The organism is Streptomyces sp. NBC_00454 (genome assembly GCF_041434015.1).
Taxonomy (GTDB): domain Bacteria; phylum Actinomycetota; class Actinomycetes; order Streptomycetales; family Streptomycetaceae; genus Streptomyces.
In genome coordinates, this window is the sequence record NZ_CP107907.1 from 6,697,185 (window position 1) to 6,723,039 (window position 25,855).

A 25,855-nucleotide genomic window follows, 5' to 3' on the forward strand; every position below is an offset into this window, starting at 1 on the left:
CGGCGTTGTACAGCGTAAGCTGGGCCAGTCCTCAATCGCGGGCAAGAGGGGACGATTCCCCACAGGTGAATAGCCTGAGGCACCCCGGGAAAGTCCGGCGGCGTGTCCGAAATAGGATGTATTGGCTTGGCAGTGTAGAACGGGAGATGTGACGGCAATGGCTACGGGAATTCTCCGGCCCCCAGGCACGACGGCCGTCCCCGCCGCGGGCGGCGGGCGGTGACCCCGGAGCACGGCATCAGCCCCGGGGGTCTCACCCTCGACAAGGCCCGCAGCGAGAACTTCCCCGTCGCCCCCGCGTTCCTGCCCCGCGCCTGGCGCCGGGGCCTGATGGCGGTCTACGGCTACGCCCGCCTGGTCGACGACATCGGCGACGGCGATCTCGCCCCGGGCGGCGGCGACGCCGTGCTGCTCGGCCTCGATCCCGCCGCCGTGGACGACCGGCTCGCCATGCTCGACGCCTTCGAGGCAGACCTGAAGCGGGTCTTCGGCGGCACGGACGGCCCCCCGCGCCACCCCCTGATGCTCGCCCTGCAACCCGTCGTACGCGACCACGGGCTCACCCCCGAACCCTTCCTCGGGCTCATCGAAGCCAACCGGCAGGACCAGCGGGTCACGCGCTACGAGACGTACGGCGACCTGGTCGGCTACTGCGAGCTCTCCGCCAACCCCGTCGGCCGCCTCGTCCTCGGCCTCACCGGCACCAGCACCCCCGAGCGGATCCGCCGCTCCGACGCCGTCTGCACCGCCCTGCAGATCGCCGAACACCTCCAGGACGTGGCCGAGGACCTCGCCCGCGACCGCATCTACCTCCCGGGCGAGGACATGCGGCGCTTCCGCGTGGCCGAATCCGACCTGGGAGCCCCGACCGCCGGAGCATCCGTACGCGCGCTCGTCGCCTTCGAAACCGAACGCGCGCGGGATCTCCTGAATGAGGGCACGCCGCTCGTGGGTAGCGTCCACGGAAGACTCCGGCTGCTGCTCGCCGGCTTCGTGGGAGGAGGGCGCGCCGCCCTGCGAGCCGTCACCGACGCCGGCTTCGACGTACTCCCCGGCCCGCCCAAGCCCACCAAGAGCGGCCTGCTCCGCGAGGTGGCCGCCGTCCTGCGCACAGCGCCGAGAAAGGGGTGAGCCCGACCGTGGAGGGCCCCACACACGCGTCCGCACCCGGCGCTCCGTCCGCGCCCGTACTGGCGGCCTACAGCTACTGCGAGGCCGTCACCGGCTCGCAAGCGCGCAACTTCGCCTACGGAATCCGGCTGTTGCCCGCCGACAAACGCCAAGCCATGTCGGCGCTCTACGCCTTCTCCCGGCGGGTCGACGACATCGGCGACGGCACGCTCGCCCCCGAGGTCAAACTGGCCCGGCTGGAGGAGACCCGCGCCCTGCTCGGCCGGATCCGCGCCGAGAAGATCGACGAGGACGACACCGACCCGGTCGCCGTCGCCCTCGCACACGCCTCGCGCCGCTTCCCCATCCCGCTGGAAGGGCTCGACGAACTCATCGACGGCGTCCTCATGGACGTGCGCGGCGAGACCTACGAGACCTGGGACGACCTCAAGGTCTACTGCCGCTGCGTGGCCGGAGCCATCGGCCGGCTCTCGCTCGGCGTGTTCGGCACCACCCCCGGCGCACCCGATGCGGCCCGGGCCGGCGAGTACGCCGACACCCTCGGCCTCGCGCTGCAACTCACCAACATCCTGAGGGACGTTCGCGAGGACGCGGGCAACGGGCGCACCTACCTGCCCGCCGAGGACCTCGCCAAGTTCGGCTGCTCGGAGGGCTTCCACAGCGAGCGGATGCCCGCCGGCGCCGACTTCGCCGGACTCGTCCACCACGAAGTCCGGCGCGCCCGCGCCCTGTTCGTCGAGGGCTACCGGCTGCTTCCCCTGCTCGACCGGCGCAGCGGCGCCTGCGTCGCCGCGATGGCCGGGATCTACCGCCGTCTGCTCGACCGCATCGAGCGCGAGCCCGAGGCCGTGCTCCGGGGCCGCGTCTCGCTGCCGCCGCACGAGAAGGCGTACGTGGCCGTCCGCGGGCTCTCCGGGCTCGACGCGCGGACCATCTCGCGCCAGAGCAACCGGAGGCGGCTCTGATGGCGGCCCGCGGGCCGGTGCGGCCGGTCGCGGCCACGGTGCGGGCCGGGGCAACCCGACGCGCCCCGGTCGCGTCTGTCGCGGTGACAGAGGAGGACGTATGACAGCGAACCACGCCGTCGTGGTCGGCGGCGGGCTCGCCGGGGTCACCGCCGCGCTGGAGCTCGCCGACGCGGGCCTGCGCGTGACCCTGCTGGAAGGCCGGCCCCGGCTCGGCGGCCTCGCCTTCTCCTTCAAGCGCGGCGACCTCACCGTCGACAACGGCCAGCACGTCTACCTGCGCTGCTGCACCGCCTACCGGTGGTTCCTCGACCGCATCGAAGGCGCGGACCTGGCCCCCCTCCAGGACCGGCTCGACGTACCCGTGCTCGACGTGGCCCACCCCGGCGGCCCCCGCCTGGGCCGGCTGCGCCGCAGCGCCCTGCCCGTCCCCCTGCACCTGGCCGGCTCCCTCGCCCGCTACCCCCACCTCTCGCTCGCCGAACGGGCGAGCGTCGGACGCGCGGCCCTCGCCCTGCGCCGCCTCGACCCCGCCGACCCGGCACTCGACGGCCTGGACTTCGCGACCTGGCTCGGCCGCTACGGCCAGTCCCCGCGCACCATCGAAGCGCTCTGGGACCTCGTCGGCATCGCCACCCTCAACGCCACCGCCGAACAGTCCTCGCTGGGCCTGGCCGCGATGGTCTTCAAGACCGGGCTGCTCTCCGAGAACGGCGCGGCCGACATCGGCTGGGCCCGCGTACCGCTCGGCGACCTCCACGACGTCCTCGCCCGCCGCGCCCTCGACGCGGCCGGCGTGCGGACCGAGCTGCGCACCCGGGTCACGGGCATCTCCCGTACCGAAGACGGCGGTTGGCGCGTCGACACGGAGGGCGAGTCCCTGGACGCCGCCGCCGTGGTCCTCGCCGTCCCGCAGCGCGAGGCGCACGGGCTGCTCCCGGCCGGAGCCCTCGCCGACCCCGACAAGCTCCTCGACATCGGCACCGCGCCGATCCTCAACGTCCACGTGGTCTACGACCGCAAGGTGGTCAAGCAGCCGTTCTTCGCGGCCCTCGGCTCCCCGGTCCAGTGGGTTTTCGACCGCACCGAGTCCTCCGGACTCCCCGACGGCGGCCAGTACCTGGCCCTGTCCCAGTCGGTCGCCCACGAGGACATCGACGAGCCCGTCTCCGTACTGCGCGCCAAGTACCTGCCCGAGCTGGAACGGCTGCTGCCGGCGGCGCGCGGCGCCAAGGTACGGGACTTCTTCGTGACCCGGGAGCGCACCGCCACCTTCGCCCCCACCCCCGGCGTCGGCCGCCTGCGGCCGGGACCGCGGACCGACACGCCGGGGCTCTACCTCGCCGGTGCGTGGACCGCGACCGGTTGGCCCGCGACCATGGAGAGCGCCGTCCGCAGCGGACTGAGCGCGGCCCAGGCCGCACTCGCCGCGCTGGGCCGCCACCGCGAACACCCCCTGCAGGAGGCGGCATGACCACCACCGCCGGCACCACCGGCTTCATCGGTACCACCGCTACCGGCACCGCAGCACCACGCACCGCAGTACGTACAGGAACCAGAGGAGAGCCAGTGAACCCGGGGAATCCGGCCGTCGAGAACACGGACGCCAGTGCGGGCCCGGCCGGCGGGGAGAAGGCGGACACGCTCGCCCTCCTCGAACGCGGCCGTACGCTCTCGACGCCCGTGCTCCGCGCCGCCGTGGACCGGCTCGCCGCGCCCATGGACACCGTCGCCGCCTACCACTTCGGCTGGATCGACGCCTACGGAAACCCGGCGGACGGCGACGGCGGCAAAGCCGTCCGCCCCGCCCTCGCCCTGCTCTCCGCCGAGGCCGCGGGCGCCGCGGCCGAGGTGGGCATCCCGGGAGCCGTCGCGGTCGAGCTCGTCCACAACTTCTCGCTGCTCCACGACGACCTGATGGACGGCGACGAGCAGCGCCGCCACCGCGACACCGTGTGGAAGGTCCACGGACCGGCCCTCGCGATCCTGGTCGGCGACGCCCTGTTCGCCCTGGCCAACGAGGTGCTCCTGGAGCTCGGCACGGTCGAGGCCGGGCGCGCCGCCATGCGCCTGACCACCGCCAGCCGCAAGCTCATCGACGGCCAGGCCCAGGACATCTCCTACGAGCACCGCGAGAGCGTCAGCGTCGAGGAATGCCTGGAGATGGAGGGCAACAAGACCGGCGCCCTGCTCGCCTGCGCGGTCTCCATCGGCGCCGTCCTCGGCGGCGCGGACGACCGTACGGCCGACAAGCTGGAGGAGTACGGCTACCACCTCGGCCTGGCCTTCCAGGCCGTCGACGACCTCCTCGGCATCTGGGGCGACCCGGAGTCCACCGGCAAGCAGACCTGGAGCGACCTGCGCCAGCGCAAGAAGTCCCTGCCCGTCGTCGCCGCCCTCGCGGCCGGCGGACCGGCCTGCGAAGAGCTCGCCGAACTGCTCGCCGCCGACGCCAAGAGCAACGACTTCGAGAACTTCTCGGAGGAGGAGTTCGCCGCCCGCGCCGCGCTCATCGAGGCGGCCGGCGGCCGCCAGTGGACCGCCGACGAGGCGCGCCGCCAGCACGCGGTGGCGATCAAGGCCCTCGACGACGTGGACATGGACCAGAAGGTGCGCGACCAGCTCGTGGCCCTCGCCGACTTCGTCGTCGTGCGCAAGAGGTGATCGCCACCCGTACGCGCATATGACTCGCCAGTCGCCGGCCGGTACTGCCTGCCCGTAGTACCGGCCGACGGCAACCCCCAGTACAGCGGAGGACAGCAGAGGACACTGCACACAAAGGGGAAGCCATGACAGCGACGACCGACGGCGGCGGCCCCACCGCAGCCGCACCGGACAGCGCCATCCGCGAGGGGGCCACCCGCGAGGGGGCCCCGCCGGGCCCGCTGCGCGACGCGCACGAGGCCACGGCGAGGGCCGTGCGCAACCTGCTCGACCGGCAGGACGAGGCCGGCTGGTGGAAGGGCGACCTGGAGACCAACGTCACCATGGACGCGGAGGACCTGCTGCTGCGGCAGTTCCTCGGAATCCTCGACGAGGCGACCACGCACGCCGCCGGACTGTTCATCCGCGCAGAACAGCAGAGCGACGGCACCTGGGCCACCTTCCACGGCGGCCCCCCGGACCTCTCCGCCACCATCGAGGCCTACGTGGCCCTGCGCCTCGCCGGGGACGACCCGGGCGCCCCGCACATGGCCCGCGCCTCCGCATGGATCCGGGCCCACGGGGGAATCGCCGGAGCCCGCGTCTTCACCCGCATCTGGCTGGCGCTGTTCGGCTGGTGGAACTGGGACCACCTGCCCGAACTCCCGCCCGAGCTGGTCTTCCTGCCGCCCTGGGTGCCGCTGAACATCTACGACTTCGGCTGCTGGGCCCGGCAGACCATCGTCCCGCTCACCGTGGTCTCCGCGCTGCGCCCGGTTCGCCCGGCCCCCTTCGCGCTGGACGAGCTGCACACCGACGCGCGGAACCCGAACCCGGTCAAGAGGCTCGCCCCGCTGGCGAGTTGGGGCGGAGCCTTCCAGCGGATGGACAAGGCCCTGCACGTCTACCGCCGGTTCGCCCCGCGCCGCCTGCGCAAGGCGGCCATGGCGAGCGCCGGCCGCTGGATCGTGGAGCGCCAGGAGAACGACGGCTGCTGGGGCGGGATCCAGCCGCCCGCCGTGTACTCCGTCATCGCCCTGCACCTGCTCGGCTACGACCTGCGCCACCCGGTGATGCGGGCCGGGCTGGAGTCCCTGGACCGGTTCGCGGTCTGGCGCGCGGACGGGGCCCGGATGATCGAGGCCTGCCAGTCCCCGGTGTGGGACACCTGTCTGGCCGCCATCGCGCTGGCCGACGCCGGACTGAGCCCCGACCACCCGGCCCTGGTCAAGGCCGCCGACTGGATGCTCGGCGAAGAGATCGTGCGCAGCGGCGACTGGGCCGTGCGCCGCCCCGGACTGGCCCCGGGCGGCTGGGCGTTCGAGTTCCACAACGACAACTACCCCGACATCGACGACACGGCCGAGGTGGTCCTCGCGCTGCGCCGCGTCAAACACCCCGACCCGGCACGCCTCGAAGCCGCCATCGCCCGCGGGGTGTCCTGGAATCTCGGCATGCAGTCGAAGAACGGCGCCTGGGGTGCCTTCGACGCAGACAACACCAGCCCCCTGCCCAACAAGCTGCCCTTCTGCGATTTCGGCGAGGTGATCGACCCGCCCTCGGCGGACGTCACCGCCCACGTCGTCGAGATGCTCGCCGTCGAGGGCAAGGCGGGCGATGCCCGCACCCGGCGCGGGATCGCCTGGCTGCTCGCCGAACAGGAGCCGGACGGCGGTTGGTTCGGCCGCTGGGGCACCAACTACGTCTACGGGACCGGCTCGGTGGTCCCGGCCCTGACCGCCGCCGGGTTCGCCCCCTCGCACCCCGCGATCCGGCGGGCCGTGGGCTGGCTGGAATCCGTACAGAACGAGGACGGCGGGTGGGGCGAGGACCAGCGTTCCTACAAGGACCCGTCCTGGGCCGGGAAGGGGCCCTCGACGGCCTCGCAGACGGCCTGGGCGCTGATGGCCCTGCTGTCGGCGGGGGAGCGCGAGGGGGACGCGGTCCGGCGGGGGATCGCGTACCTCGTCGGGACCCAGCGCGCGGACGGCACCTGGGACGAGCCGTACTTCACGGGGACCGGATTCCCCTGGGACTTCTCCATCAACTACCACCTGTACCGGCAGGTGTTCCCGCTGACGGCGCTCGGCCGCTACCTGTACGGGGAGCCGTTCGGCCCGGACGGGCGGTACGCGGATCCGAGCGTGTTCCCGGCCGTGCCCGCCTCCCCGGCCGCGCACCACGCGGAAGACCCCGAAGCCTCCCCGGACGCGCACCCCGCCGCCTCCCCGGCCGGCGAGGGGGCCTGATGCGCCCGGACCGCGAAGCCGCCACCGGCCCGCCGCCGCTGCTCGTCGCCTGTGCGCTGCGCATCGAGCGGACGGCCCTGCGCAGCGGCAGCGCGGCGGGTGCGCCCGAGCGCTACGAGGTCCTGCGCACCGGCATGGGCCCCCGCGCGGCCGAACGCGCCGTCGGCCGCGCCCTGGCGGGCCCCGCGCTGCGCGGGGCCGCGGTGCTGGCCACCGGATTCTGCGCCGGGCTGCTGCCCGGCATGAGCCCCGGCGACCTGATCGTCGCCGAGGAGACCCGGGACCCGCGCGGCACGGTCGCCTGCGCCGGTACCGCCCTGCTCGCCGAGGCACTGGCCCGGGCCGTACCCGGCCGGACCGTACACCTCGGTGCACTGACCGGATCCGACCACGTCGTCCGGGGCCAGGAGCGCGCGGAACTGCGCGCCACCGGCGCCATCGGGGTCGACATGGAATCGGCGGCCACCTTGTGGACCGCGGCCCGGGGAGGACCCGCCGGACCCGGCGGCCCCGGCGCGGACCGCCCGGTTGCGGCCGTCCGGGTGATCGTGGACGCTCCGGAGCATGAGCTCGTCCGCATTGGCACTGTTCGCGGAGGAATATCGGCCTTTCGCGTACTGCGTGCCGTACTGCCCGCGTTTTATGACTGGCACCGTTCTTTGCTGCTCCCCAGGAGGTGAGCCAGATGGCCATGCCACTGCGACAGACCATCAGGGTCGGGACGTACCTGCTCGAACAGAAGCTCCGCAAGCGTGAGAAGTTCCCGCTCATCGTCGAGCTGGAACCGCTCTACGCCTGCAATCTGGCCTGCGAGGGATGTGGAAAGATCCAGCACCCGGCCGGGGTGCTCAAGCAGCGCATGCCCGTGGCCCAGGCCGTCGGCGCCGTACTGGAGTCCGGCGCGCCGATGGTGTCCATCGCCGGCGGCGAACCGTTGATGCACCCGCAGATCGACGAGATCGTGCGTCAGCTCGTAGCGAAGCGGAAGTACGTCTTCCTCTGCACCAACGCGATGCTGCTCCGCAAGAAGATCGAGAAGTTCACCCCGTCCCCCTACTTCGCCTTCGCCGTGCACATCGACGGACTGCGCGAACGCCACGACGAGTCCGTGGCCAAGGAAGGGGTCTTCGACGAGGCGGTCGCGGCCATCAAGGAGGCGAAGAAGCGCGGGTTCCGGGTGACAACCAACTCCACCTTCTTCAACACCGACACCCCGCAGACCATCATCGAGGTCCTCAACTACCTCAATGACGACCTCCAGGTCGACGAAATGATGATCTCGCCCGCCTACGCCTACGAGAAGGCCCCCGACCAGGAGCACTTCCTGGGCGTGGAACAGACCCGCGAACTCTTCAAGAAGGCCTTCGCGGGCGGAAACCGGCGGCGCTGGCGGCTCAACCACTCCCCGCTCTTCCTGGACTTCCTGGAAGGCAAGGCCGATTTCCCCTGCACCGCATGGGCCATTCCGAATTACTCCCTCTTCGGCTGGCAGCGGCCCTGCTATCTGATGAGCGACGGCTACGTGCCCACGTACCGGGAACTCATCGAGGACACGGACTGGAGCAAGTACGGCCGCGGAAAGGACCCGCGCTGCGCGAACTGCATGGCGCACTGCGGGTACGAGCCCACGGCGGTCCTCGCCACCATGGGCTCGCTGAAGGAGTCGCTGCGCGCGGTCCGGGAGACGGTGGGCGGAAGCCGGGGCACCTCGGCATGAGCGGGGGCCGGGCGGGGGAGGGCGGCCGGGCGGACCGGGCCGGGGGCTTCGACCTCGGCGCACTGCTGGCCGCGCGCGGTGGGGAACGGTACGAGCTGCACGCCCGTCACCTCAACCACCAACTGCCCCGGATGCTGCACACCATCGGCTTCGACAAGGTCTACGAGCGGGCCGAGGGAGCCCACTTCTGGGACGCCGAGGGCAACGACTACCTGGACATGCTCGCCGGGTTCGGGGTGATGGGCCTGGGCCGCCACCACCCGGTGGTCAGACAGGCCCTGCACGACGTCCTGGACGCCCAGCTCGCCGACCTCACCCGCTTCGACTGCCAGCCGCTCCCCGGGCTGTTGGCGGAGAAGCTGCTCTCGTACAGCCCGCACCTGGACCGGGTGTTCTTCGGCAACAGCGGCACCGAGGCGGTGGAGACCGCCCTGAAGTTCGCCCGGTACGCCACCGGGCGGCCCAGGATCCTCTACTGCGACCACGCCTTCCACGGGCTCACGGCCGGCTCGCTCTCGGTGAACGGTGAGGGCGGCTTCCGGGAGGGATTCGCCCCCCTGCTGCCCGACACCGGGATCGCGCTGGGCGACCTGGCCGCACTGGAGCGGGAACTGCGGAAGGGGGACGTGGCGGCCTTCGTGGTCGAGCCGATCCAGGGCAAGGGGGTGCTCGCCGCCCCGCCCGGATTCCTGCTCGCCGCGCAGGAGCTGCTGCACCGGCACAAGGCCCTGCTGATCGCGGACGAGGTGCAGACGGGCCTCGGACGCACCGGGGAGTTCTACGCCTACCAGCACGAGGCCGGAGTGGAACCGGACCTGGTGTGCGTGGCCAAGGCCCTCAGCGGAGGCTACGTACCGGTCGGCGCCACCCTGGGCAAGGACTGGATCTTCAAACGCGTCTACTCCTCCATGGACCGCGTGCTCGTGCACTCCGCGAGCTTCGGCTCCAACGCGCAGGCGATGGCGGCCGGGCTCGCGGTGCTCTCGGTCATGGAGGACGAGGGGGTGGTGGCCAACGCACGCGCCATGGGCGACCTGCTGCGCGGCCGGCTCGCCGCGCTCGTGGACGAGTACGAACTGCTCCACGAGGTACGGGGGCGCGGGCTGATGATCGGCATCGAGTTCGGCCGGCCGTCCTCGCTGGGGCTGCGGAGCCGGTGGACCATGCTGCAGGCGGCCCGCAAGGGGCTGTTCGCGCAGATGGTCGTGGTGCCGCTGCTGCAGAAGCACCGGATCCTCACGCAGGTGTCCGGGGACCACCTGGAAGTGATCAAGCTCATTCCGCCGCTGATCGTGGACGAGGCGGACGTCGACCGGTTCGTCGGGGCCTTCCGCGAGGTCATGGACGAGGCGCACGGCGGGGGCGCGCTGATGTGGGACTTCGGCCGGACGCTGGTGAAGCAGGCCGTCGCCAACCGGTGATCCGGTTCTGGTGATCCGGTTCAGGTTGTCCGGTCCGGTGATGCGGTGCGAGCGCCGGATCACCGGACCGGCCGACGGGGCGACGGCCCGCCTCGCGGGGCGTCAGTCCAGCAGCCGGTCGCGCAGCCTGTCGAGGGTCTCGGGCGCGAGCCCGAGGCCCTCGGCGAGGTAGCGCTCCACCCCGCCCCACTCCTCGTCGATGGTCTCGAAGGCCGCGGTCAGGTACTGGGCGCGGGCGTCGAAGAGCGGGGCGAGCAGCTCCATCACCTCGGGGGTGCGGGCCTCGGCCGCGTCACTGCTGCGGCGGACCCGGTAGCGGTTGTGCGGGGCGTTCGACTCCAGGTAGTCGGTGACGATCGCCTCCCGCTCGACGCCCAGCGCGAGCAGGGTGACGGCGATCGACAGGCCGGCCCGGTCCTTTCCGGCCGCGCAGTGCATGAGGGCCGGGACGCTGTCCTCGGCGAGGGCGTGCAGCACCCGGCTGTGTTCGGCGGTGCGGGTCCTGATGATCCCGCGGTAGGAGCGGGTCATCCGCTCGGCGGCCTTGCCGTCCCCCAGGACCTCGTGGAGCTGGGCGAGTTCCCCGTCGCGGACCATCTTCCAGAACTCCCGGCCGTCGGCCGGGTCCGACAGCGGGATGTTCACGTTGCGCACGCCGGGCAGCTCGACGTCCGGGCCCTCCAGCGCGTGGTCGGCGCCGTTGCGGAAGTCGAAGACGGTGTGCAGCCCGAGCGAGCCGAGGAACTCCGCGCCGGTTTCGGTGGCATGTGCGAGATGTCCGCTTCGGAACAGTCGTCCCGACTTGACCTTCCGCCCGTCCGTGGTCGGAAGCCCGCCCACGTCACGGAAGTTGCGCACGCCGGTCAGTTCCGGGTCCGACTGCGAGGTCTGGGGTATCCGCTGGGTCACAGGGGGCTCCTCCGTGTGGTCTTCGAGAGTGTCCGAATTACGCTACTTGGGAACAACTTGCCATAGCGAGAGGCGAGATCGGACACCTCCCCGTGAGCCAGATCATACGGTGACCGTGAGTGCCTGATCGTCAATGCCGAATTGCCCTGTCGGGGCGGCTGTTGAAGGCCCGGAATGGACGCAGGGTGACCAGAATTCCGGCGCGCCGTCATTCCTGAGAATCATTCAGGGAATTCGTGACTTGTTCTGTGCGGCCGGACTCGATTACGTTCGCGATCGATCCGGACGGACCGCCTAATCCTGCCGCCGTCCGGCAACCGCACCCGACTATTCACGCGCGTGGCAGGAGCGGGGGAACCAGGTAAGCCGCTGTTCCCGATCCGTATCGGATCTTTCCGTATCGGATCTTTACAACGGGACAGCTCGGGGTGAAGTCGTACATGGGTCGTTCACCGGCACTGATATGGCCGGACATCTCCCGTCCGAACCCGACAGCTCACCTCGCAGGCGTCGGAGAGGAATTCGCCATGACCGCAAAGGGTAAGCACCGCCGCCCGAAGTCCCGCTCCATATCCCGCGGTTTCGCCGTTGCGGGCACCGGTGGCGCGGCCCTCGCGCTCCCGCTGCTCGGGGCCGCCGGCGCCCACGCGGCCGGTGCCCCGGCCGCGGCGCCCGCCGCCGCGCCGGTCCAGGCGGCGCGGGTCGCTCAGGTTCCGGCCGCGCTCCAGGCCGCGCCGGCCGCGGCGCAGGCCGCCCCCACCGTCTACACGGTCGTGCCTGGGGACTACCTCTCCAAGATCGCCGAGCGGCAGCACCTCACCGGTGGCTGGGAGCGGCTCTACGCGGACAACCGCGAGGCCGTGGGCTCCAACCCGTCGCTGATCCACCCGGGCCTCAAGCTGACCCTCGGCGCCGCGGGCGCGGCCGAGCCGGCGCCGGCCGAGGGGGCCTCCCAGGCCTCGGCTGACACCTCGTCGGACGACTCCTCGGACGCCGCGTCCGACGACTCCTCCGAGGGCGGGTCCTCTTCGGACGCGGCCGGTTCGGACGAGGGTGCCTCCGACGGGTCGGCGGTCGAGGCCCCGGCCGCGCCCGCCCCCAAGGCGGCCCCCGCCCAGCAGCAGGCCGCTCCGGCCTCCGCCGGGTTCGTCGCCCCGGTCGGCGGCGGCATCTCCACCCCGTACAAGCTCGCCGGTTCCATGTGGTCCAGCGGCTACCACACGGGTGTGGACTTCATCGCGAGCACCGGCACCACCGTCAAGGCCGTCGGCGCCGGCACGGTCGTCTCGGCCGGCTGGGGTGGCGCGTACGGCAACGAGGTGGTCATCCGCCACGCGGACGGCAAGTACAGCCAGTACGGCCACCTCTCCCAGCTGTCCGTCTCGGTCGGCCAGAGCGTCACCGCCGGGCAGCGCCTCGGTCTCTCCGGCGCCACCGGCAACGTGACCGGCCCGCACCTCCACTTCGAGATCCGCACGGGGCCCTCGTACGGCTCGGACATCGACCCGCTGGCCTACCTGCGGTCGAAGGGCGTCAGCATCTGACGGGACCCGGCCGCATCCGCCGGGAACACGCGTGGGGCCGGGACCCGAGGGGGGTCCCGGCCCCACGCGTTCCCGCCGGTTTGCCGTTCCTCCGGCTATTCCTCGTGCGGCGGGTGGCAAAGATCACGGTCCGTCAAACCTTGGCTACGGTCGCGTAGGTCGTGCGCCGGGGTGAAGGATGTGGTCCCGTGGCAGCGACGACGACGACACTCAAGACCATCGGCTCGTACGCGGCGATCGGGGACAGCTTCACCGAAGGCGTCGGGGACCCGGGACCCGGGGAAACGTTTCTCGGATGGGCGGACCGGCTGGCCGTACTCCTGGCCGATCAGCGCGAAGAGCACGACTTCAGGTACGCGAACCTGGCCGTCCGGGGCCGGCTCCTCGACCAGATCGTGGACGAGCAGGTCCCCCGCGCCAAGGAGCTCGCCCCCGACCTGGTGACCTTCTGCGCGGGCGGCAACGACATCATCCGGCCCGGCAGCGACCCGGACGACGTGGCACAGCGGTTCGAGGCGGCGGTCGCCGACCTCACCGGATCGGTCGGCCAGGTCATGATCACCACCGGTTTCGACACGCGGGACGTGCCGGTCCTCAAGCACATGCGGGGCAAGATCGCGACGTACAGCGCGCACGTGCGTTCCATCGCCGACCGGTACGACTGCCCCGTGCTCGACCTCTGGTCGCTGAAGTCCGTACAGGACCGGCGGGCCTGGGACGAGGACCGGCTGCACCTCTCGCCCGAGGGGCACACGCGGGTCGCCCTGCGCGCCGCCCAGGTGCTCGGGCTGGACACCCCGGCCGACCCGGACCAGCCGTGGCCGCCGATGCGGCCGCGCGGCTCGGTGGACGTGACCCGCGACAACATCCAGTGGGCGCGCGAGTACCTGGTGCCCTGGATCGGGCGGCGGCTGCGCGGGGAGTCCTCCGGGGACCACGTGGAGCCGAAGCGGCCCGACCTGCTGCCGCTGTAGGTACGGGCGCGCGTGCCCGGGCGGGGCGGGGCGGGGGGCCGGGGCGCGTTCGGGGGCGCGAAATGGAATCCTTCGGCAGTGCCGTGCGTTGGGATGGTGGTAAGCCATGAGAACGTCTTGTCCCCACCCCTCCCAGGAGGCGCCTTGACCGGCTCCCGTCCCTTGCGTCCACGGCTGCGCGCCCTGCGGCCCGAAGCCTTCGGAGCCGACCCCTCCGGTGCCCGGCTGGACCGGATCCGGAGCTCGCCGAACTTCGCCGACGGCGTGTTCCAGAATCCCGTCGGGGCCCGGACCAGGCCCTCCGGCTCGATGGCGGAGTTCGCCAAGATCTACTTCCACAAGGAGCAGCGGCTCCGGCGCAACCCCGGCGCGCCCATCCCCGTCTACCCGACGACCCTCGCCGAGCTGGCGAAGCCGCCGGTCAGCGGCTTGCGGCTGACCTGGATGGGGCACTCCAGCGTGCTCGCCGAGATCGACGGGCGCCGGGTGCTGTTCGACCCGGTCTGGGGCGACCGGTGCTCCCCGTTCCCCTTCGCCGGGCCCAAGCGGCTGCACCCGGTGCCGGTGCCGCTGGCCTCGCTGGGCGAGGTCGACGTCGTGGTGATCTCGCACGACCACTACGACCACCTCGACCTGCCGACGATCAAGGAACTGGCCGGAACGGACACGGTCTTCGCGGTCCCGCTCGGCGTCGGAGCCCATCTGGAGCGCTGGGGCGTCCCGGCCGACCGGGTGCGCGAGCTCGACTGGAACGAGACCACCGAGGTCGCCGGGCTCTCGCTGACGGCCACCCCGGCCCGCCACTTCTGCGGGCGCGGCCTGCGCAACCAGCAGTTCACCCTGTGGGCCTCCTGGGTCGTCGCGGGCGACGAGCACCGGGTGTACCACAGCGGAGACACGGGGTACTTCCCCGGCTTCAAGGAGATCGGCGCCGCGCACGGCCCGTTCGACGCCACGATGATCCAGATCGGGGCCTACTCGGAGTACTGGCCGGACATCCACATGACCCCGGAGGAGGGCATGCGCGCCCACCTCGACCTCCAGGGCGGGGCACCGCACGGCACGATGCTGCCGATCCACTGGGGCACCTTCAACCTGGCCCCGCACCCGTGGGACGAGCCGGGCGAGGGCACCGTGGCCGCGGCGGAAGGGGCCGGGGCGGCGATCGCCCTGCCGATTCCGGGCCAGCCGTTCGAGCCGGGCGCGGCGGACGCGCCCGCCGGGGCCTGGTGGCGGCCGTTCGTGGCGGCCGGGCCGGCGCCCGTGGCCGAGCCCGTTCCCGCTGCTGTGCCGGAGCCCCCGAAGGCGGTCGCCCCGGCGGCGGGCCGTGAGGAGTCGGAGGCCGTGGGCTCGTAGGGCCGCGGATTCCCTGATCGCGCCGAGCGGACCCTCCTGGTGCAGGAGGGTCCGCTCAGTTCGTGCTGCTCGGGGAGCTACCGCTGGTGCCCGTGCCGCACGCCCAGGCACAGCGCCCGGCCGCCATCCCGCGGGGAGGGAGAGGGGTGGGGTGCGGGTGCGCCTGGCGGGGCGGCCGCGTGCGCCTCCGGCGCCGGGGCGTGTGCGCCCACGGCGCATTCGGGCTTGCGTACGAGCGCTCCATCGGGAGCGGGAAGCACCTGGGGCAAGTTCCCCAACTGGCCGTCCAGGGCGGGATCGTGCGGTCTAGCGTGGGTATCCGGTGATCAACACCGGATCCCGGGACGCCCGGGGCCGGGCCCCACTGACCGAGGACGCAGATGTCCGGACTCCGCGCCGCCCGCCACGCCCCGTCGAGACACGCCGTCACCGGTCCCGGCCGGCAGATACGCCCCCAGCTGGTCCGCTCCGCCGTACTGCCCACGCTCGCCGCCGGGCTCAGCGGCGCAGCCGCGGTGATCTTCACGCTCCAGCTCGGCGGGGGCGCGGGTGCCCGCGATGCCAGGCTCTGGCCGGTGCTCACCGGCTGCGCCCTGCTCGTGGTCGGCGCGCTCGCCGCCGCTCTGCTCGGGGCGCAGCGCGCGGCCAACTCCGTCCGCGACCGCTGCGAGGCCCTGCGCCGCTCCAGCGTCCGCGGGCGCCAGGAGCTGCGTACGGCCGCCGAGCGGCTCGAGCGCGGGGAAGTGCCCGCCCGGCCGGTGCGGGGCGGGTCCGGCGGCTCGGGGCTGGGCGGCGACACGGCGGGCGTGGACGAGTTCTGGCTGCTCTCCCAGGAGCTGCGCGGAGCCCGCGAACAGGCCCACGCGACCCTGGTCCGCCTCGGCGGCCCGGTCGCCCCGTCCGACAGCGACCGCAAGGTCGAGGTCTTCGTCAACCTCGCGCGCCGCCTCCAGTCCCTCGTCCACCGCGAGATCTCGCTGCTGGACGACCTGGAGGACACGGTCGAGGACCCGGACCTGCTCAAGGAGCTCTTCCACGTCGACCACCTGGCCACCCGGATCCGGCGGCACGCCGAAAACCTCGCCGTGCTCGGCGGCGCCGCCTCGCGCCGCCAGTGGACCCGGCCCATCGACCTGAGCGAGGTACTGCGCTCCTCGGTCGCGGAGGTCGAGCAGTACACCCGGGTCAAGGTGGTGCCCCCGGCGGGCGGCACCGTACGCGGCCACGCCGTCGCCGACGTCGTGCACCTGCTCGCCGAACTCGTCGAGAACGCCACCGTGTTCTCCGCCCCCGACACCGATGTCGTGGTGCGCGCGGAGCGGGTCACCGCCGGCATCGCGGTCGAGGTGGAGGACCGGGGGCTCGGCATGCCGCCCGAGGAAGCCCATCGGATGAACGCCCTGCTCGGCGACCCCGACCAGATCAGCGTCCGGCACCTGCTGGCGGACGGCCGGATCGGCCTGTTCGTGGTCTCGGCGCTGGCGCGGCGGCACGGGATCGCCGTGGAGCTCAAGTCCAACATCTACGGCGGGGTGCTGGCCGTCCTGGTCCTGCCCCAGGAGCTGCTGGGGGCGGAGGTCCCGAGCGCCGCCGACGCGCTGGGCGGCTCGCGGGCCACCTCGTGGGGATCCGGCGAGGGGGCGGGCGCGCCGCCGCCGCTGGAGCCGGTGCGGATGGGCCTGCCCAGGCCGGAGCCGTCCCCGGTCTCCGGGCCGCAACCCGCCTCGGCGCCCCAGCCCGTCTCCGCGTCCCAACCCGTCTCCGCGTCCGGGCCCGTCTCCGGGTCCGGGCCCGTTCCGCCTTCCGGGCCCGTCGCAGCGTCCCGGCCTCTCCCGCCACCGGCCGTGCCCGGATGGGCCGTTGACGTGCCGGGCACGAAGCCCCGTACGGTGCCTCGGGCGGGCGGCGCGCCCGCGGAAGCGGCCACCGAGACCCTGACCCTCGCCGAGCGGGCCTTGACCGTGCTTCCGGCGGCCTCGGCCGCCCCGGCGCCGAGCGCCGCCGCGGCCCCCGCACCGGCCCCCGCGCAGGCTCTCGCGCCGACTCTCGCGATGCCGTCCGTGCCGGCCGCCCGGGTCGGTGGGGAGCGGCCGCCGCTGCCCCGGAGGCGGGCCCAGCACCACCTCGCGCCCCAGCTGCGCGAGGCCCCCGTACCCCGGCCGGCCGAGGGATCCGGTGGGGAACAGCCCGTGCACGACCCCGGTTTGATGGCCGCCTTCCAACGGGGCTTCGGTCTCGCCCAGTCGGAGAACCAGACGTGACCCCGGCCCCTCATCCGACCCGCTCAACCCACCCGACTCACCCGGCAGTTAAGGAGCGCACCCCCATGGGCGGCGAAGTGGCGACCACGACCAGTCGGCTCTCGGACCTCGACTGGCTGCTCAGCGGCCTGGTCCAACGGGTGCCGTACACGCGCAGCGCGGTGCTGCTGACCGCGGACGGGCTCGTCACCTGTGTGCACGGGCTCGACGCGGACAGCGCCGATCACCTGGCGGCGCTCGCCTCCGGGCTGTACTCGCTGGGCCGCAGCGCCGGATCCCGGTTCGCGGACGGCGCCGAGGTCCGGCAGGTGGTGGTGGAGCTCGACTCCGCCCTCGTCTTCGTATCGGCGGCGGGGTCCGGCACCTGCCTGGCCGTACTGGCGGACCGGGAGGCCGACGCCGGCGTGCTCGGCTACGAGATGGCCATGCTCGTCAAGAGCGTGCGCCCGTACCTGGCGGCGCCGCCGAGGCGGCTCGCCGCCGACGCGGAGTGATGAGGGCCGGGACGAGGGGGGCCGGGACGAAGGGGACTACGGCATCGGGGGCGCCGCGTGACAGTCCGTGGCTGGACGATTCGGCGGGGCGCGTGATGCGCCCCTACACGGCGAGCGGCGGGCGGACGCGGGCGGCCATCGCCCTCGACCTGCTCTCACTGGTGACGGCGACCGGCGTACGCCCGCGCGCACCGCTCGGAGCCGAACACGCGCTCGCGCTCCGGCTGTGCGCCGGCGCGGCCGCCGTCACCGTCGCCGAGGTTGCGGGGCACCTGCGACTGCCCGCGGTGGTGGTCAAGGTGCTCCTGTCCGACCTGATGGAACACGGGGCCGTGACGGTGCGGGCGCCGCGCTTCCCGAGCGGCGGATCGTTCGCCGCCGATGACCAGTCCCTGCTCCGGGCGGTGCTCGATGGCCTGCGCAAAAGGCTTTGAACCGGCCGCCCAGGGGGCTCCCGCGACCCTGAAGATCCTGGTCGCGGGCGGTTTCGGGGCGGGTAAGACCACCTTCGTGGGCGCGGTCAGCGAGATCGAGCCGCTGAGCACGGAGGAGCTGCTGAGCGGGCTGAGCGAGGCGGCCGACCCGCTGGACGGGGTCGAGGCGAAGAGGTCCACGACCGTGGCCCTGGACTTCGGCCGGATCACCCTGGACGAACGGCACGTCCTGTACCTCTTCGGCACGCCCGGCCAGCAGCGCTTCTGGTTCCTGTGGGAGGAGCTGTGCGCGGGCGCGCTGGGCGCGGTGGTGCTCGCCGATACGCGCCGCCTCGCCGACTGCTTCCCCGCCGTGGACTTCTTCGAGCGGCGCGGGATCGGCTTCATCGTCGCCGTGAACGAGTTCGACGGGGGCCACCGCTACGCCGCCGACGAGGTGCGCGAAGCGGTGGGGCTCGGGCCGGACGTGCCGGTCGTACGGTGCGACGCGCGGCTGCCGGGCTCCGGCACGGGGGCACTGGCCGCGCTGGTCCACCACCTGCTGTCGAACGATTCGAACGTTCCGAAATATTCGGAGTAACGGGATTCGGGGGAGACACCATGACCTACTACGAATCGACCGGGCACCTGCTGCTCACGCCGGTGGACCGGGAGGCGCCCGCGCGGGTGGTCCGGCTGCGCGAACTGGGCCTGGGGGAGCGGGCGGACGGCGAACTGGACGCCTTCGCCCGGCGGGTCGCGAACGCACTCGCGGCTCCCTACGCCGGGATCAACTTCATCGACGAGGAACGGCAGTTCTTCGCCGGACTGCACCACGCGGCCGACGCCCCGGCGAGCGGCTACCCGGCGCGGGTGCTCACCCGGGACCGCGGCTACTGCCCGCACGTGGTGGTGCGGCGCCGTGCCCTCGTACTGGAGGACGTACGGGACTTCGCGCGCTTCGCGGGCAACGCCGTCGTGGACGAGAGCGGGGTGCGCTCCTACGTGGGCGCGCCGCTGATCGACAGGCGCGGGATCGTCTTGGGGACGGTGTGCGCGGTGGACGTGGTGCCGAGGCGGTGGGGGCTGGCGGGGCTGGCGACGGTGAAGGCGCTGGCCGCGGAGCTGGTGGAACTCGTGCAGGCGCGGGAGGACGACCGGGCGGGGGAGGGGCAACGCCGGGGCGACCGGTGCGGTTGAGGGCGGTGCGGATGACGCGGGTGCGGAGGAGGGCGGCGGCGCGCGGGGGCCGGGTCGTTGTCAGTGGCGGGGGCTACCGTCGAAGACGAGGGATCACCAGGGGCTGGAGAGGACTGGAGAGGGGTCGAGGGGATGGCCACGACGGCGCACGACGTCCGGACGATCGCACTGTCGCTTCCGGGCAGCAGCGAGAAGCTCGCCTGGGGCATGCCGACCTTCCGGGTCGGGGGCAAGGACGGGAAGAGCGGGAAGATCTTCGTTTCGCTGGCCGACGACGACACCTCGATCGGGGTGAAGTGTCCCAAGGAGGACCGGGCCGAACTGATCGAGGCGGAGCCGGAGAAGTTCTTCATACGGCCGGGCCACGACGACAACTACGCCTGGGTCCGGGTCCGCCTCGCAGCCGTGGAGAACACCCGTGAGCTCCGCTCGATCCTCACGGACTCCTGGCTCCAGGCGGCCCCGAAGCGCCTCGCCGCGTCCCACCCGGAACTGCGCGCGGGCGCGGCGGGAGGCGCCCCGGAAGGCGAGTGAGCCGGTGGGCGAGTGAGCAGGTGGGCGAGCGGACGGCGGCGCGGCCCGGCGGGCGGGCCCGGGCCCCTCACAGACGGGTGAAGGCGGAGATCCGTGCGCGCAGTGAGGCCGGATCCAGTCCGTGGGCAGCCGTGTGCTCGTCCATCGTGCCGTAGCGGCGCAGCTCGGCGCGGGCGACGCCCAGGCCGAGAATCCGGTGGGGGACCTCTGCCAGTGCCTCGGTGGCGGCCGCCGTCGAGGTCCCGGCCAGGTACGGCTCGACCAGGACCACGTCGGTCCCGGCACGCCCGGCGGCAGCGCGCAGCGCCGCGTCGTCGAAGGGCCGTACGGTCGGCGCGTACAGGACCGTCACGTCCGCGCCCTCGGTCGCGGCGAGGACGTTGTCGAGCAGCGGCCCGACGGCGACCACGACACCCGCGCGTCCCTCCCGTACGGTCTGGAAGCCCGTGCCCGTCATGGGGCGGGCCGTGGCGTTCGATTGCGCGGAGAGCCGGACGTACACCTTGTCGTCCCCGGCCGCGTACGCGTGGCGCAGCAGTGCCTCGGCCTCGTCGGGGTGGCCCGGGACGTGGACGGTCCAGCCGTCCAGGGTGTCCAGCAGGGCCACGTCGCCCGGTGCCATATGGGTGAAGCCGCCGGCCGGCCAGTCGTAGCTGGCGTTCGCGCTGACCAGGACCCCGCCCGTGCCCTGGTGTCCGAAGTCGAGTTTGACCTGCTCGAAGGGGCGTTCCACGAGGAAGCTGGCGAAGGTGTGCACTCACGGGCCGCAGGCCCGTGAGTGCGAGTCCACCGCCCACGCCGATCAGCAGCTGTTCGCGGATGCCCACGTTGAGCACCCGGTCGGGGTGACGGTCCCGGGCGGGGCGGAAGCCGTCCATGGTGATCTCGGCGAGCACGAGCGCCAGCCGGGGATCTTCGTCGAGTGCGTGCGATGTGACCGAGACGAACCGTTCGCGCATGGTGTCCATGGCTTCCCCTCCTACTGCTTCTTCTCGACGCGGGCGACCACGGCGTGCGGCCGGCCCGGGTGCGGTGCGGTGTAGGCGGCGTGCAGCGCCGCGTGGTCCCGGCCGTCCACGGTGACGGCCGACCAGCCGGCCGCCTCGAAACGGGAGGCGATGCCACCGGGCCAGCCGTGGGTCGCGGAGTCGTTGTCGATCACGATCGTGTGCAGTCGCTCCAGCCCGGCCGGGCCGGCGTACGCGATGGCCTCGTGATTGCTTCCCTCGTCCAGCTCGGCGTCTCCGATCAGCACCCACACGGCCGGGTCGGTCAGGCCCTGCGCCCGCAGTCCGAGCGCGCTCCCGACGGCGAGCGGCAGGCCGTGCCCGAGCGAGCCGCTGCCGATCTCCACCCCGGGGATCAGCGTGCGGTCCGGGTGGTGCCCGAGGGGGGAGCCGTAGGTGCCGAAACCGCTCAGCCAGTCGACGGGGATGAACCCCTTGGCGGCGAGGACGGCGTAGTAGGCCATCGGTCCGTGCCCCTTGGACAACAGGAACCGGTCCCGCCCGAGGTCCTCGACCCGGTCGGGCCCCACCCGCAGCACCCGGTCGTAGAGCACCCACAGGGCGTCGAGGGTGGACGAGGCGGCGGGACCGTGTTTCTCGGCGCCGGCCATGAGCGTGATGAGCGGTGCGAGGTCCTCGTAGCGGAACCCGGTGTCCGCGGTTGCCTGTGTCATGGACCGATCGTCCAACCTCAAGCATGATTGAGGTCAAGCCCCCTCGCTCGCCTTCTCCGACGCGGCGAAGAAACGTGCGCGCGACCACCCCGTGAAGTGCGGTATCGTTCTCCTGCGCGTTCAACCAGGGGAAACCCCAGGTCAACGGGTATCGGGACGTGGCGCAGCTTGGTAGCGCACTTGACTGGGGGTCAAGGGGTCGCAGGTTCAAATCCTGTCGTCCCGACTTTGCTTCATGCAGGTCGGAGGCCGTTCTCTCACACATGAGAGGACGGCCTTTTCCGTGCCCGGAATGCTGGTGGTCGCAGTGTGGTCGCACGCCCGCTTCGGGGTTGGTTGGCGGTGGGGTGGAAGCCGGTCGGGGCGGGGGAGCGGAGCCGGTTGAGGGCTTCGCGGAGGTGCTGGATGTGGTCGCGTGGTGGTCGCAGCCACGCGAGCCGGTCCGTCCGGCGACCGGCCTTCTCGGCTTCGGTGAGTGCGTGGTCGATGGTGTCGACGGCTTCGCGGGCGGCCTGCTGGGTGAGGTGGCTGTAGACGTTCGCGGTGGTCGAGAGGGTGGAGTGCCGCAGCGTCTTCGAGACCACCGTGAGCGGGACTCCGGCGGTGATGGTGATAGTGGCGGCCAGGTGCCGCAGGTCGTGAACGGTCACCCGCGGAACGCCAGCTTCTTGGGACAGCTGCCGGAGCCGGTCGAGGATGGTGTGGGGCCGCAGTGGCCGGCCGTCAGGTCTGCAGAAAACGAGTCCGGAGAACGGGTCGCCTGGGTCGCGGTGGGTTCGGGCCCTTGACTGGGCCCGGTGCTCGAGGGCGGTGGCGACGCGGGGTGAGATGGCGACCCAGTTCTTGCTGGTACGGGTCTTGGGGCTGGTGATGACGAGGCGGTTGTTGTCGATCGCGGAGAGCGTGCAACGCACGTAGAGGACACGCTCCTTTAGATGGACGTCGTCCCAGTGCAGTCCCAGGGCTTCGCCTTTGCGCAGGCCGGTGCCGATGAGGAACTCGAACAGGTCGGCCATCTCCGGGTCTGCCCGGTGGCAGTGCTGGAGGAAGCGGACGGCTTCGGCCGCGCTCCAGATCTGCCGCTCTGGAGATGGTGGCCGGTGCAGGGCTGGGGGACTGGCGGGGTTGTGGGCGAGGCGATGCTGGCGGACTGCGTCGCCGAGCGCGCTGGAGAGGGTGGCCAGGCAACGGTAGAGGGTGGTCTTGCCGCGGCCTGCGGCGAGTTCGCCGGTGACGAACGCGGCGATGTGCCGGTGTCCGAGCTCGTCCAGCTTCAGGGTCCCGAAGGCGGGGACGAGGTCGTTGTGGACGTAGTCCCGGTAACGCGCCATGGTGGTCGGCTTGAGCACGAGCGCCTTGGCGGTCAGCCAGACGGTCAGGTAGTCGGCGACGCTCTGGTTCGGGTCGGCGTTGAACCCGCCGGCCTCGCCCTCGAGGAACCTCCGTAGCGCCCCCTGGGCCGCGTCGTGACTGCCGAATCCGCCACGGCGGACGGTCGTCCGGCGGTGGCGCGGTGCCGGGACGTCGACGGCGAATGTCCACGTCCCGTGGTCGCCGTCAGTGAAGAGGTGGGGGCAGTGCGCTCCGAGCTGGTGACGCAATGTGTCGCGGCAGCCACACCTGCGGTAGATGCGGCCGCGGTCGCCGGTGGTACGCATGGGGATCGCCTTCAGGAGGCGGAGGAAAGGTCGACACCTCCAGTCTCGTGCGACCACCTGCGACCACTACGCCCCATGCGTCTCCTGTGACCTGTGCTTTCCCCTTGTCTTTGCGCCAAGGGCGGTCCCTTGAAGACTCGACTTTGCAGAGAGCAATTCTTCGTCTGCTGGTGGCACAGGGGCGCACTGCCGCTGACCAGCCCAAATGACGATGAGTGGGCGGCCGGCCGGTGGCTGGTCCGTGAATGGTCCGGATCTTGGTCCTCTCTCGTCGAAGTACTGGCCGGTGTCGGCTGTCGTGATCACGAAGCCGTAGCCGAGGCTGTCATCGCCGCGCTCGTCACCGAGGACCGTGTTGCGACACCCCGAGACCCAGCTCCCTTCCGTGGCCCCGCGTCGGCATCGGCGCGGACCGCCGGAGCGCGGGGGCCTACGCGGCGGGCGGCGGGGGGACGGTGCCTGCCGTCGACCTGATAGACCCCCGTCGGAGGGCGAACTCTTCGGCGAAGGCTGGCAGCGTGTCGGCCTTCGCAGGCGGGAGCGCTCCGGACCGCACATCTGTCCTTCGGTCGATGTCCCCGCACGGATGTGGGACACCAGTTCCTCCGGGTCTGCCGGACCACTTAGCCGACATCCGGCAGAATCACGGGCTAGCGGGCGGCGCCCATCTGCTTGGCCTGGGACGGTTCATGATCCCTGCGGTATGCCGGCGGGGTGAGGTATCCGGAGGGGGGCCTGACCGCTGCGCGTCGGGTGTTTCGTAAGTCGATCCGGCTTCAGGCCGGGCAGCGGTTCGTGGCGGGTGAGAAGACTGCGGTGATCGCGAAGGACTCACGGGTGAGCGTGCGGTCAGTGGAACGCTGCTGCCGTGCCTGGAGCGAGGGCAGCATGGAGGCCCTGCGCTCGGCGGGCCCGGCGAACGCCCCACCAGTCACCGACGCCCGTTTCGCCGTGTTGGAGGAGGAACTCGGCAAGGGACCCGCAGCTCACGGTTTCGATGACGAACGGTGGACCCTGGCCCGGTTTCAGAGGGTGATTCGGCGGCGTCTGCGGGTGCGTCCGTCGGCGACGGAGTGGCGGCTGCCGAGACGGCCCGCCCTGGGGAAAGAGCTCAGAGCCACGCCCTGGTTGCGGCTTCGAGGAGTGCCCTCCCGTGTCCGCCGGACAGCATCAACTCCGGCCAGGGGCAGCGCCTCACAAGTTGAAGCAGCCTTGGGGATCAGCGTCCCTTACGGCAGATCTCGGTGATCGCGGCGCCCTCCTCAGGGGTAAGCGGCCCGGTCGTGTCCGCGTCGCTCACCCCGAGTGCGATGGCCAGCGCGCGCCCGTGCAGATCCAGGGCGACCTCGAGGAGCCGGGTCTGTGCCGCGGCCGAGGAACGGCCCCTGCGCCACGCGGCGACGCCAAGGGCCGCGGCCACCCCTGCGGAGGGCGGCCAGAGCAGCGCGAGCAGGGCGTACAGAGTGGCCCAGGCGCCACGGACGGTAGCGTCGGCGAACTGGCTGCCGGCCGCCTCGATCTCGGAACGGACAAGGTCCGGCGCAACCAACCAGAACGCCGGCCATGCGAAGGTCAGATCCAGGCCGTAGCGCTCGTAGCTGATCGACTCGACAGCCTTGAACCGGTCACCGATCCAGGTGGGACTGGCCGGACAGGCCAGGGCGAGCTGGTTCGCCCGCGCCGCCAACTCGTCCATCGTGGCCTGCATTTCGGCGGTTCGGCCGGGCATGTCCGCCAGGCGAAACCGCTCGTTCACCAGGGCGTTCCAACGGGCACGGCGGGCCGCACTCCGCCGCCGTGCCAGGGGCCCCGGCCAGCGGCCGAGCCAGATGAGGCGAACGACCGCTGCCAGACCGCCGGCCGCGAGCCCGACCGCGGCGGCGGCGAGCAGCACACCGGCCACGCCGAGCGCCTTCCGGGCCGCGGACCATGGGTTGATTTCGGCCGCGAGCTTGTCCAGCGACTTGAGTGCGTAGTCGGCGTCGACCGCGTGCGCCCAGCGCAACTGGGCTCCGACCAGCAGCACGGTGAGGAAGAGTAGGCCGGGGACGGCGAGCAGCGACACCCAACGCTCGGCGAGCTTTTTGGCCAGTTCACCGAAGAAGGTGGTCATCCGGTGGACCGATTCGGCATCCGCTCACCTGTCACCCGGCAGCGCGGAGACACCCCTGCCGGTCGCGGGCGCTCGGTACGCGAGCAGGCGTTGTCCGGGCAGCGAGCGATCTCCTCGTGGGCGTGACCGGGACCGAACGGCATCTCGTGCGGCAACCGGCGGTCCGACCTGACGACGTCGAACCGAATGAGTTGCTCCAGCTGGTCTGCGATCGGCGTGCGGCTTCGGGCCGCGGCCACGATCGCCGTCAGGAGCGTCTCGTACTCCACCGGACGGCTCGGTATCGCCGCGCGGAGATCAGGGAGGCGTTCGCAGAGATGGGTCAACGCGAGCCGTTCGCGCTCCTCATCAGCGATATCTGTCGACACGTTGATTTCACCGCCTTCGCCTCAATCTACCCCCGTCAAGGCGATGCCACACTAGCTTCTACGGTGACCGCCGCGCAGCCCAACGAGCGGGCTACGTCTACGGATCCAGCCTTGGCAGCAGGGCGATCCCGGTGGCGTGCCGGCGGACGAGACACTGATGGCAGTGCGGTGGCCACTCCCTGCCGGCCATGGGAACGCCTCCCTGCAGTACGGTTCCTGTCTCG

General features: G+C 72.2%; 22 protein-coding genes, 1 tRNA gene, 1 pseudogene and 1 riboswitch. Of the genes and pseudogenes, 18 read left to right on the plus strand and 6 right to left on the minus strand.

The annotated features are described in order from the left end of the window. Positions 1-219 precede the first annotated feature (219 nt). The 8 genes from hpnC (at position 220) to OHU74_RS30595 (ending at position 10,126) form a co-directional block, all read left to right on the plus strand. Positions 220-1,131, plus strand: coding sequence for a squalene synthase HpnC (gene hpnC, locus OHU74_RS30560; protein ID WP_371618853.1), 912 nt, complete (start codon positions 220-222; stop codon positions 1,129-1,131). After that, positions 1,128-2,096, plus strand: a complete 969-nt coding sequence (gene hpnD, locus OHU74_RS30565) for a presqualene diphosphate synthase HpnD (protein ID WP_371618854.1) — start codon at positions 1,128-1,130, stop codon at positions 2,094-2,096. Before hpnC ends, hpnD begins: the two co-directional genes overlap by 4 nt. Positions 2,097-2,196: 100 nt before the next feature. Next, on the plus strand, positions 2,197-3,570 hold the full coding sequence (gene hpnE, locus OHU74_RS30570) for a hydroxysqualene dehydroxylase HpnE (protein ID WP_371618855.1): 1,374 nt from the start codon (positions 2,197-2,199) through the stop codon (positions 3,568-3,570). Positions 3,571-3,665: 95 nt separating this feature from the next. Next, complete coding sequence (locus tag OHU74_RS30575) at positions 3,666-4,760, plus strand: polyprenyl synthetase family protein (protein ID WP_330299590.1); 1,095 nt, start codon at positions 3,666-3,668, stop codon at positions 4,758-4,760. A gap of 125 nt (positions 4,761-4,885) precedes the next feature. Further along, positions 4,886-6,988 (plus strand): squalene--hopene cyclase, encoded by a 2,103-nt coding sequence (gene shc, locus OHU74_RS30580; protein ID WP_371618856.1) that lies wholly within the window; start codon positions 4,886-4,888, stop codon positions 6,986-6,988. Continuing rightward, positions 6,988-7,668 carry a 1-hydroxy-2-methyl-2-butenyl 4-diphosphate reductase gene (locus tag OHU74_RS30585; RefSeq protein ID WP_371618857.1) on the plus strand — a complete coding sequence of 227 codons (681 nt, stop codon included), beginning with the start codon at positions 6,988-6,990 and terminating at the stop codon, positions 7,666-7,668. Before shc ends, OHU74_RS30585 begins: the two co-directional genes overlap by 1 nt. A gap of 5 nt (positions 7,669-7,673) precedes the next feature. Then, entirely contained in the window at positions 7,674-8,705 is a 1,032-nt protein-coding gene (hpnH, locus tag OHU74_RS30590) for an adenosyl-hopene transferase HpnH (protein WP_371618858.1), read from the plus strand. After that, complete coding sequence (locus tag OHU74_RS30595) at positions 8,702-10,126, plus strand: aspartate aminotransferase family protein (protein ID WP_371618859.1); 1,425 nt, start codon at positions 8,702-8,704, stop codon at positions 10,124-10,126. Before hpnH ends, OHU74_RS30595 begins: the two co-directional genes overlap by 4 nt. Positions 10,127-10,228: 102 nt before the next feature. Here the strand turns inward: OHU74_RS30595 and OHU74_RS30600 are convergent, their stop codons facing one another. Then, complete coding sequence (locus OHU74_RS30600; RefSeq protein WP_371618860.1) at positions 10,229-11,035, minus strand: tyrosine-protein phosphatase; 807 nt, start codon at positions 11,033-11,035, stop codon at positions 10,229-10,231. 314 nt (positions 11,036-11,349) lie between these two features. Beyond that, a riboswitch (cyclic di-AMP (ydaO/yuaA leader) is annotated at positions 11,350-11,558 on the plus strand. 4 nt (positions 11,559-11,562) lie between these two features. Between OHU74_RS30600 and OHU74_RS30605 the strand changes: the two genes are divergently transcribed. The 9 genes from OHU74_RS30605 (at position 11,563) to OHU74_RS30645 (ending at position 19,811) form a co-directional block, all read left to right on the plus strand. Continuing rightward, positions 11,563-12,579, plus strand: a complete 1,017-nt coding sequence (locus OHU74_RS30605; protein ID WP_371618861.1) for a peptidoglycan DD-metalloendopeptidase family protein — start codon at positions 11,563-11,565, stop codon at positions 12,577-12,579. A 188-nt stretch (positions 12,580-12,767) separates the two neighbouring features. Next, complete coding sequence (locus OHU74_RS30610) at positions 12,768-13,553, plus strand: SGNH/GDSL hydrolase family protein (RefSeq protein WP_371618862.1); 786 nt, start codon at positions 12,768-12,770, stop codon at positions 13,551-13,553. Between the two features lie 144 nt (positions 13,554-13,697). Next, the gene (locus OHU74_RS30615; protein WP_371618863.1) at positions 13,698-14,909 is read left to right on the plus strand and encodes an MBL fold metallo-hydrolase; all 1,212 of its coding nucleotides are present in this window, start codon (positions 13,698-13,700) and stop codon (positions 14,907-14,909) included. A gap of 380 nt (positions 14,910-15,289) precedes the next feature. Continuing rightward, positions 15,290-17,170 (plus strand): ATP-binding protein, encoded by a 1,881-nt coding sequence (locus OHU74_RS30620; protein WP_371618864.1) that lies wholly within the window; start codon positions 15,290-15,292, stop codon positions 17,168-17,170. A 65-nt stretch (positions 17,171-17,235) separates the two neighbouring features. Next, complete coding sequence (locus OHU74_RS30625; protein ID WP_371618865.1) at positions 17,236-17,664, plus strand: roadblock/LC7 domain-containing protein; 429 nt, start codon at positions 17,236-17,238, stop codon at positions 17,662-17,664. A 95-nt stretch (positions 17,665-17,759) separates the two neighbouring features. Further along, the gene (locus OHU74_RS30630; RefSeq protein WP_371618866.1) at positions 17,760-18,098 is read left to right on the plus strand and encodes a DUF742 domain-containing protein; all 339 of its coding nucleotides are present in this window, start codon (positions 17,760-17,762) and stop codon (positions 18,096-18,098) included. After that, positions 18,076-18,678, plus strand: coding sequence for an ATP/GTP-binding protein (locus OHU74_RS30635; protein WP_371618867.1), 603 nt, complete (start codon positions 18,076-18,078; stop codon positions 18,676-18,678). The genes OHU74_RS30630 and OHU74_RS30635 overlap by 23 nt, the downstream gene beginning before the upstream one ends. 20 nt (positions 18,679-18,698) lie before the next feature. Continuing rightward, on the plus strand, positions 18,699-19,277 hold the full coding sequence (locus tag OHU74_RS30640) for a GAF domain-containing protein (RefSeq protein ID WP_371618868.1): 579 nt from the start codon (positions 18,699-18,701) through the stop codon (positions 19,275-19,277). A 132-nt stretch (positions 19,278-19,409) separates the two neighbouring features. Continuing rightward, positions 19,410-19,811 (plus strand): MmcQ/YjbR family DNA-binding protein, encoded by a 402-nt coding sequence (locus tag OHU74_RS30645; RefSeq protein WP_371618869.1) that lies wholly within the window; start codon positions 19,410-19,412, stop codon positions 19,809-19,811. A gap of 67 nt (positions 19,812-19,878) precedes the next feature. On the opposite strand, the pseudogene OHU74_RS30650 reads toward OHU74_RS30645, so the two are convergent. Both OHU74_RS30650 and OHU74_RS30655 read right to left on the minus strand, forming a co-directional pair. Beyond that, positions 19,879-20,779: pseudogene (locus tag OHU74_RS30650) on the minus strand (transketolase family protein). A gap of 11 nt (positions 20,780-20,790) precedes the next feature. Further along, complete coding sequence (locus tag OHU74_RS30655; RefSeq protein ID WP_371618870.1) at positions 20,791-21,492, minus strand: transketolase; 702 nt, start codon at positions 21,490-21,492, stop codon at positions 20,791-20,793. Positions 21,493-21,644: 152 nt separating this feature from the next. On the opposite strand from OHU74_RS30655, the gene OHU74_RS30660 reads away from it, so the two are divergent. Further along, positions 21,645-21,718: transfer RNA gene (locus OHU74_RS30660), tRNA-Pro, on the plus strand. A gap of 31 nt (positions 21,719-21,749) precedes the next feature. Here OHU74_RS30660 and xerC read toward each other — a convergent pair. The 3 genes from xerC to OHU74_RS30675 all read right to left on the minus strand — a co-directional run bounded on the left by xerC (position 21,750) and on the right by OHU74_RS30675 (position 25,631). Further along, positions 21,750-23,150: a tyrosine recombinase XerC gene (gene xerC / locus OHU74_RS30665; protein WP_371618871.1), complete on the minus strand. Its 1,401-nt coding sequence runs from the start codon at positions 23,148-23,150 to the stop codon at positions 21,750-21,752. Between the two features lie 1,219 nt (positions 23,151-24,369). After that, complete coding sequence (locus OHU74_RS30670) at positions 24,370-25,263, minus strand: hypothetical protein (protein WP_371618872.1); 894 nt, start codon at positions 25,261-25,263, stop codon at positions 24,370-24,372. Beyond that, entirely contained in the window at positions 25,260-25,631 is a 372-nt protein-coding gene (locus OHU74_RS30675) for a hypothetical protein (RefSeq protein ID WP_371618873.1), read from the minus strand. The genes OHU74_RS30670 and OHU74_RS30675 overlap by 4 nt, the downstream gene beginning before the upstream one ends. Positions 25,632-25,855 lie beyond the last annotated feature (224 nt).

What these genes read in the sequence shown, in the direction of transcription:
- OHU74_RS30585 (WP_371618857.1), top strand. Translation starts at nt 6,988, where the DNA reads ATGCGCCCGGACCGCGAAGCCGCCACCGGCCCGCCGCCGCTGCTCGTC.
- hpnE (WP_371618855.1), top strand. Translation starts at nt 2,197, where the DNA reads ATGACAGCGAACCACGCCGTCGTGGTCGGCGGCGGGCTCGCCGGGGTC.
- OHU74_RS30630 (WP_371618866.1), top strand. Translation starts at nt 17,760, where the DNA reads ATGCGCCCCTACACGGCGAGCGGCGGGCGGACGCGGGCGGCCATCGCC.
- OHU74_RS30640 (WP_371618868.1), top strand. Translation starts at nt 18,699, where the DNA reads ATGACCTACTACGAATCGACCGGGCACCTGCTGCTCACGCCGGTGGAC.
- OHU74_RS30625 (WP_371618865.1), top strand. Translation starts at nt 17,236, where the DNA reads ATGGGCGGCGAAGTGGCGACCACGACCAGTCGGCTCTCGGACCTCGAC.
- OHU74_RS30595 (WP_371618859.1), top strand. Translation starts at nt 8,702, where the DNA reads ATGAGCGGGGGCCGGGCGGGGGAGGGCGGCCGGGCGGACCGGGCCGGG.
- shc (WP_371618856.1), top strand. Translation starts at nt 4,886, where the DNA reads ATGACAGCGACGACCGACGGCGGCGGCCCCACCGCAGCCGCACCGGAC.
- OHU74_RS30655 (WP_371618870.1), bottom strand. Translation starts at nt 21,492, where the DNA reads ATGACACAGGCAACCGCGGACACCGGGTTCCGCTACGAGGACCTCGCA.
- OHU74_RS30645 (WP_371618869.1), top strand. Translation starts at nt 19,410, where the DNA reads ATGGCCACGACGGCGCACGACGTCCGGACGATCGCACTGTCGCTTCCG.
- xerC (WP_371618871.1), bottom strand. Translation starts at nt 23,150, where the DNA reads ATGCGTACCACCGGCGACCGCGGCCGCATCTACCGCAGGTGTGGCTGC.
- OHU74_RS30620 (WP_371618864.1), top strand. Translation starts at nt 15,290, where the DNA reads ATGTCCGGACTCCGCGCCGCCCGCCACGCCCCGTCGAGACACGCCGTC.
- OHU74_RS30605 (WP_371618861.1), top strand. Translation starts at nt 11,563, where the DNA reads ATGACCGCAAAGGGTAAGCACCGCCGCCCGAAGTCCCGCTCCATATCC.
- hpnH (WP_371618858.1), top strand. Translation starts at nt 7,674, where the DNA reads ATGGCCATGCCACTGCGACAGACCATCAGGGTCGGGACGTACCTGCTC.
- OHU74_RS30670 (WP_371618872.1), bottom strand. Translation starts at nt 25,263, where the DNA reads ATGACCACCTTCTTCGGTGAACTGGCCAAAAAGCTCGCCGAGCGTTGG.
- OHU74_RS30635 (WP_371618867.1), top strand. Translation starts at nt 18,076, where the DNA reads ATGGCCTGCGCAAAAGGCTTTGAACCGGCCGCCCAGGGGGCTCCCGCG.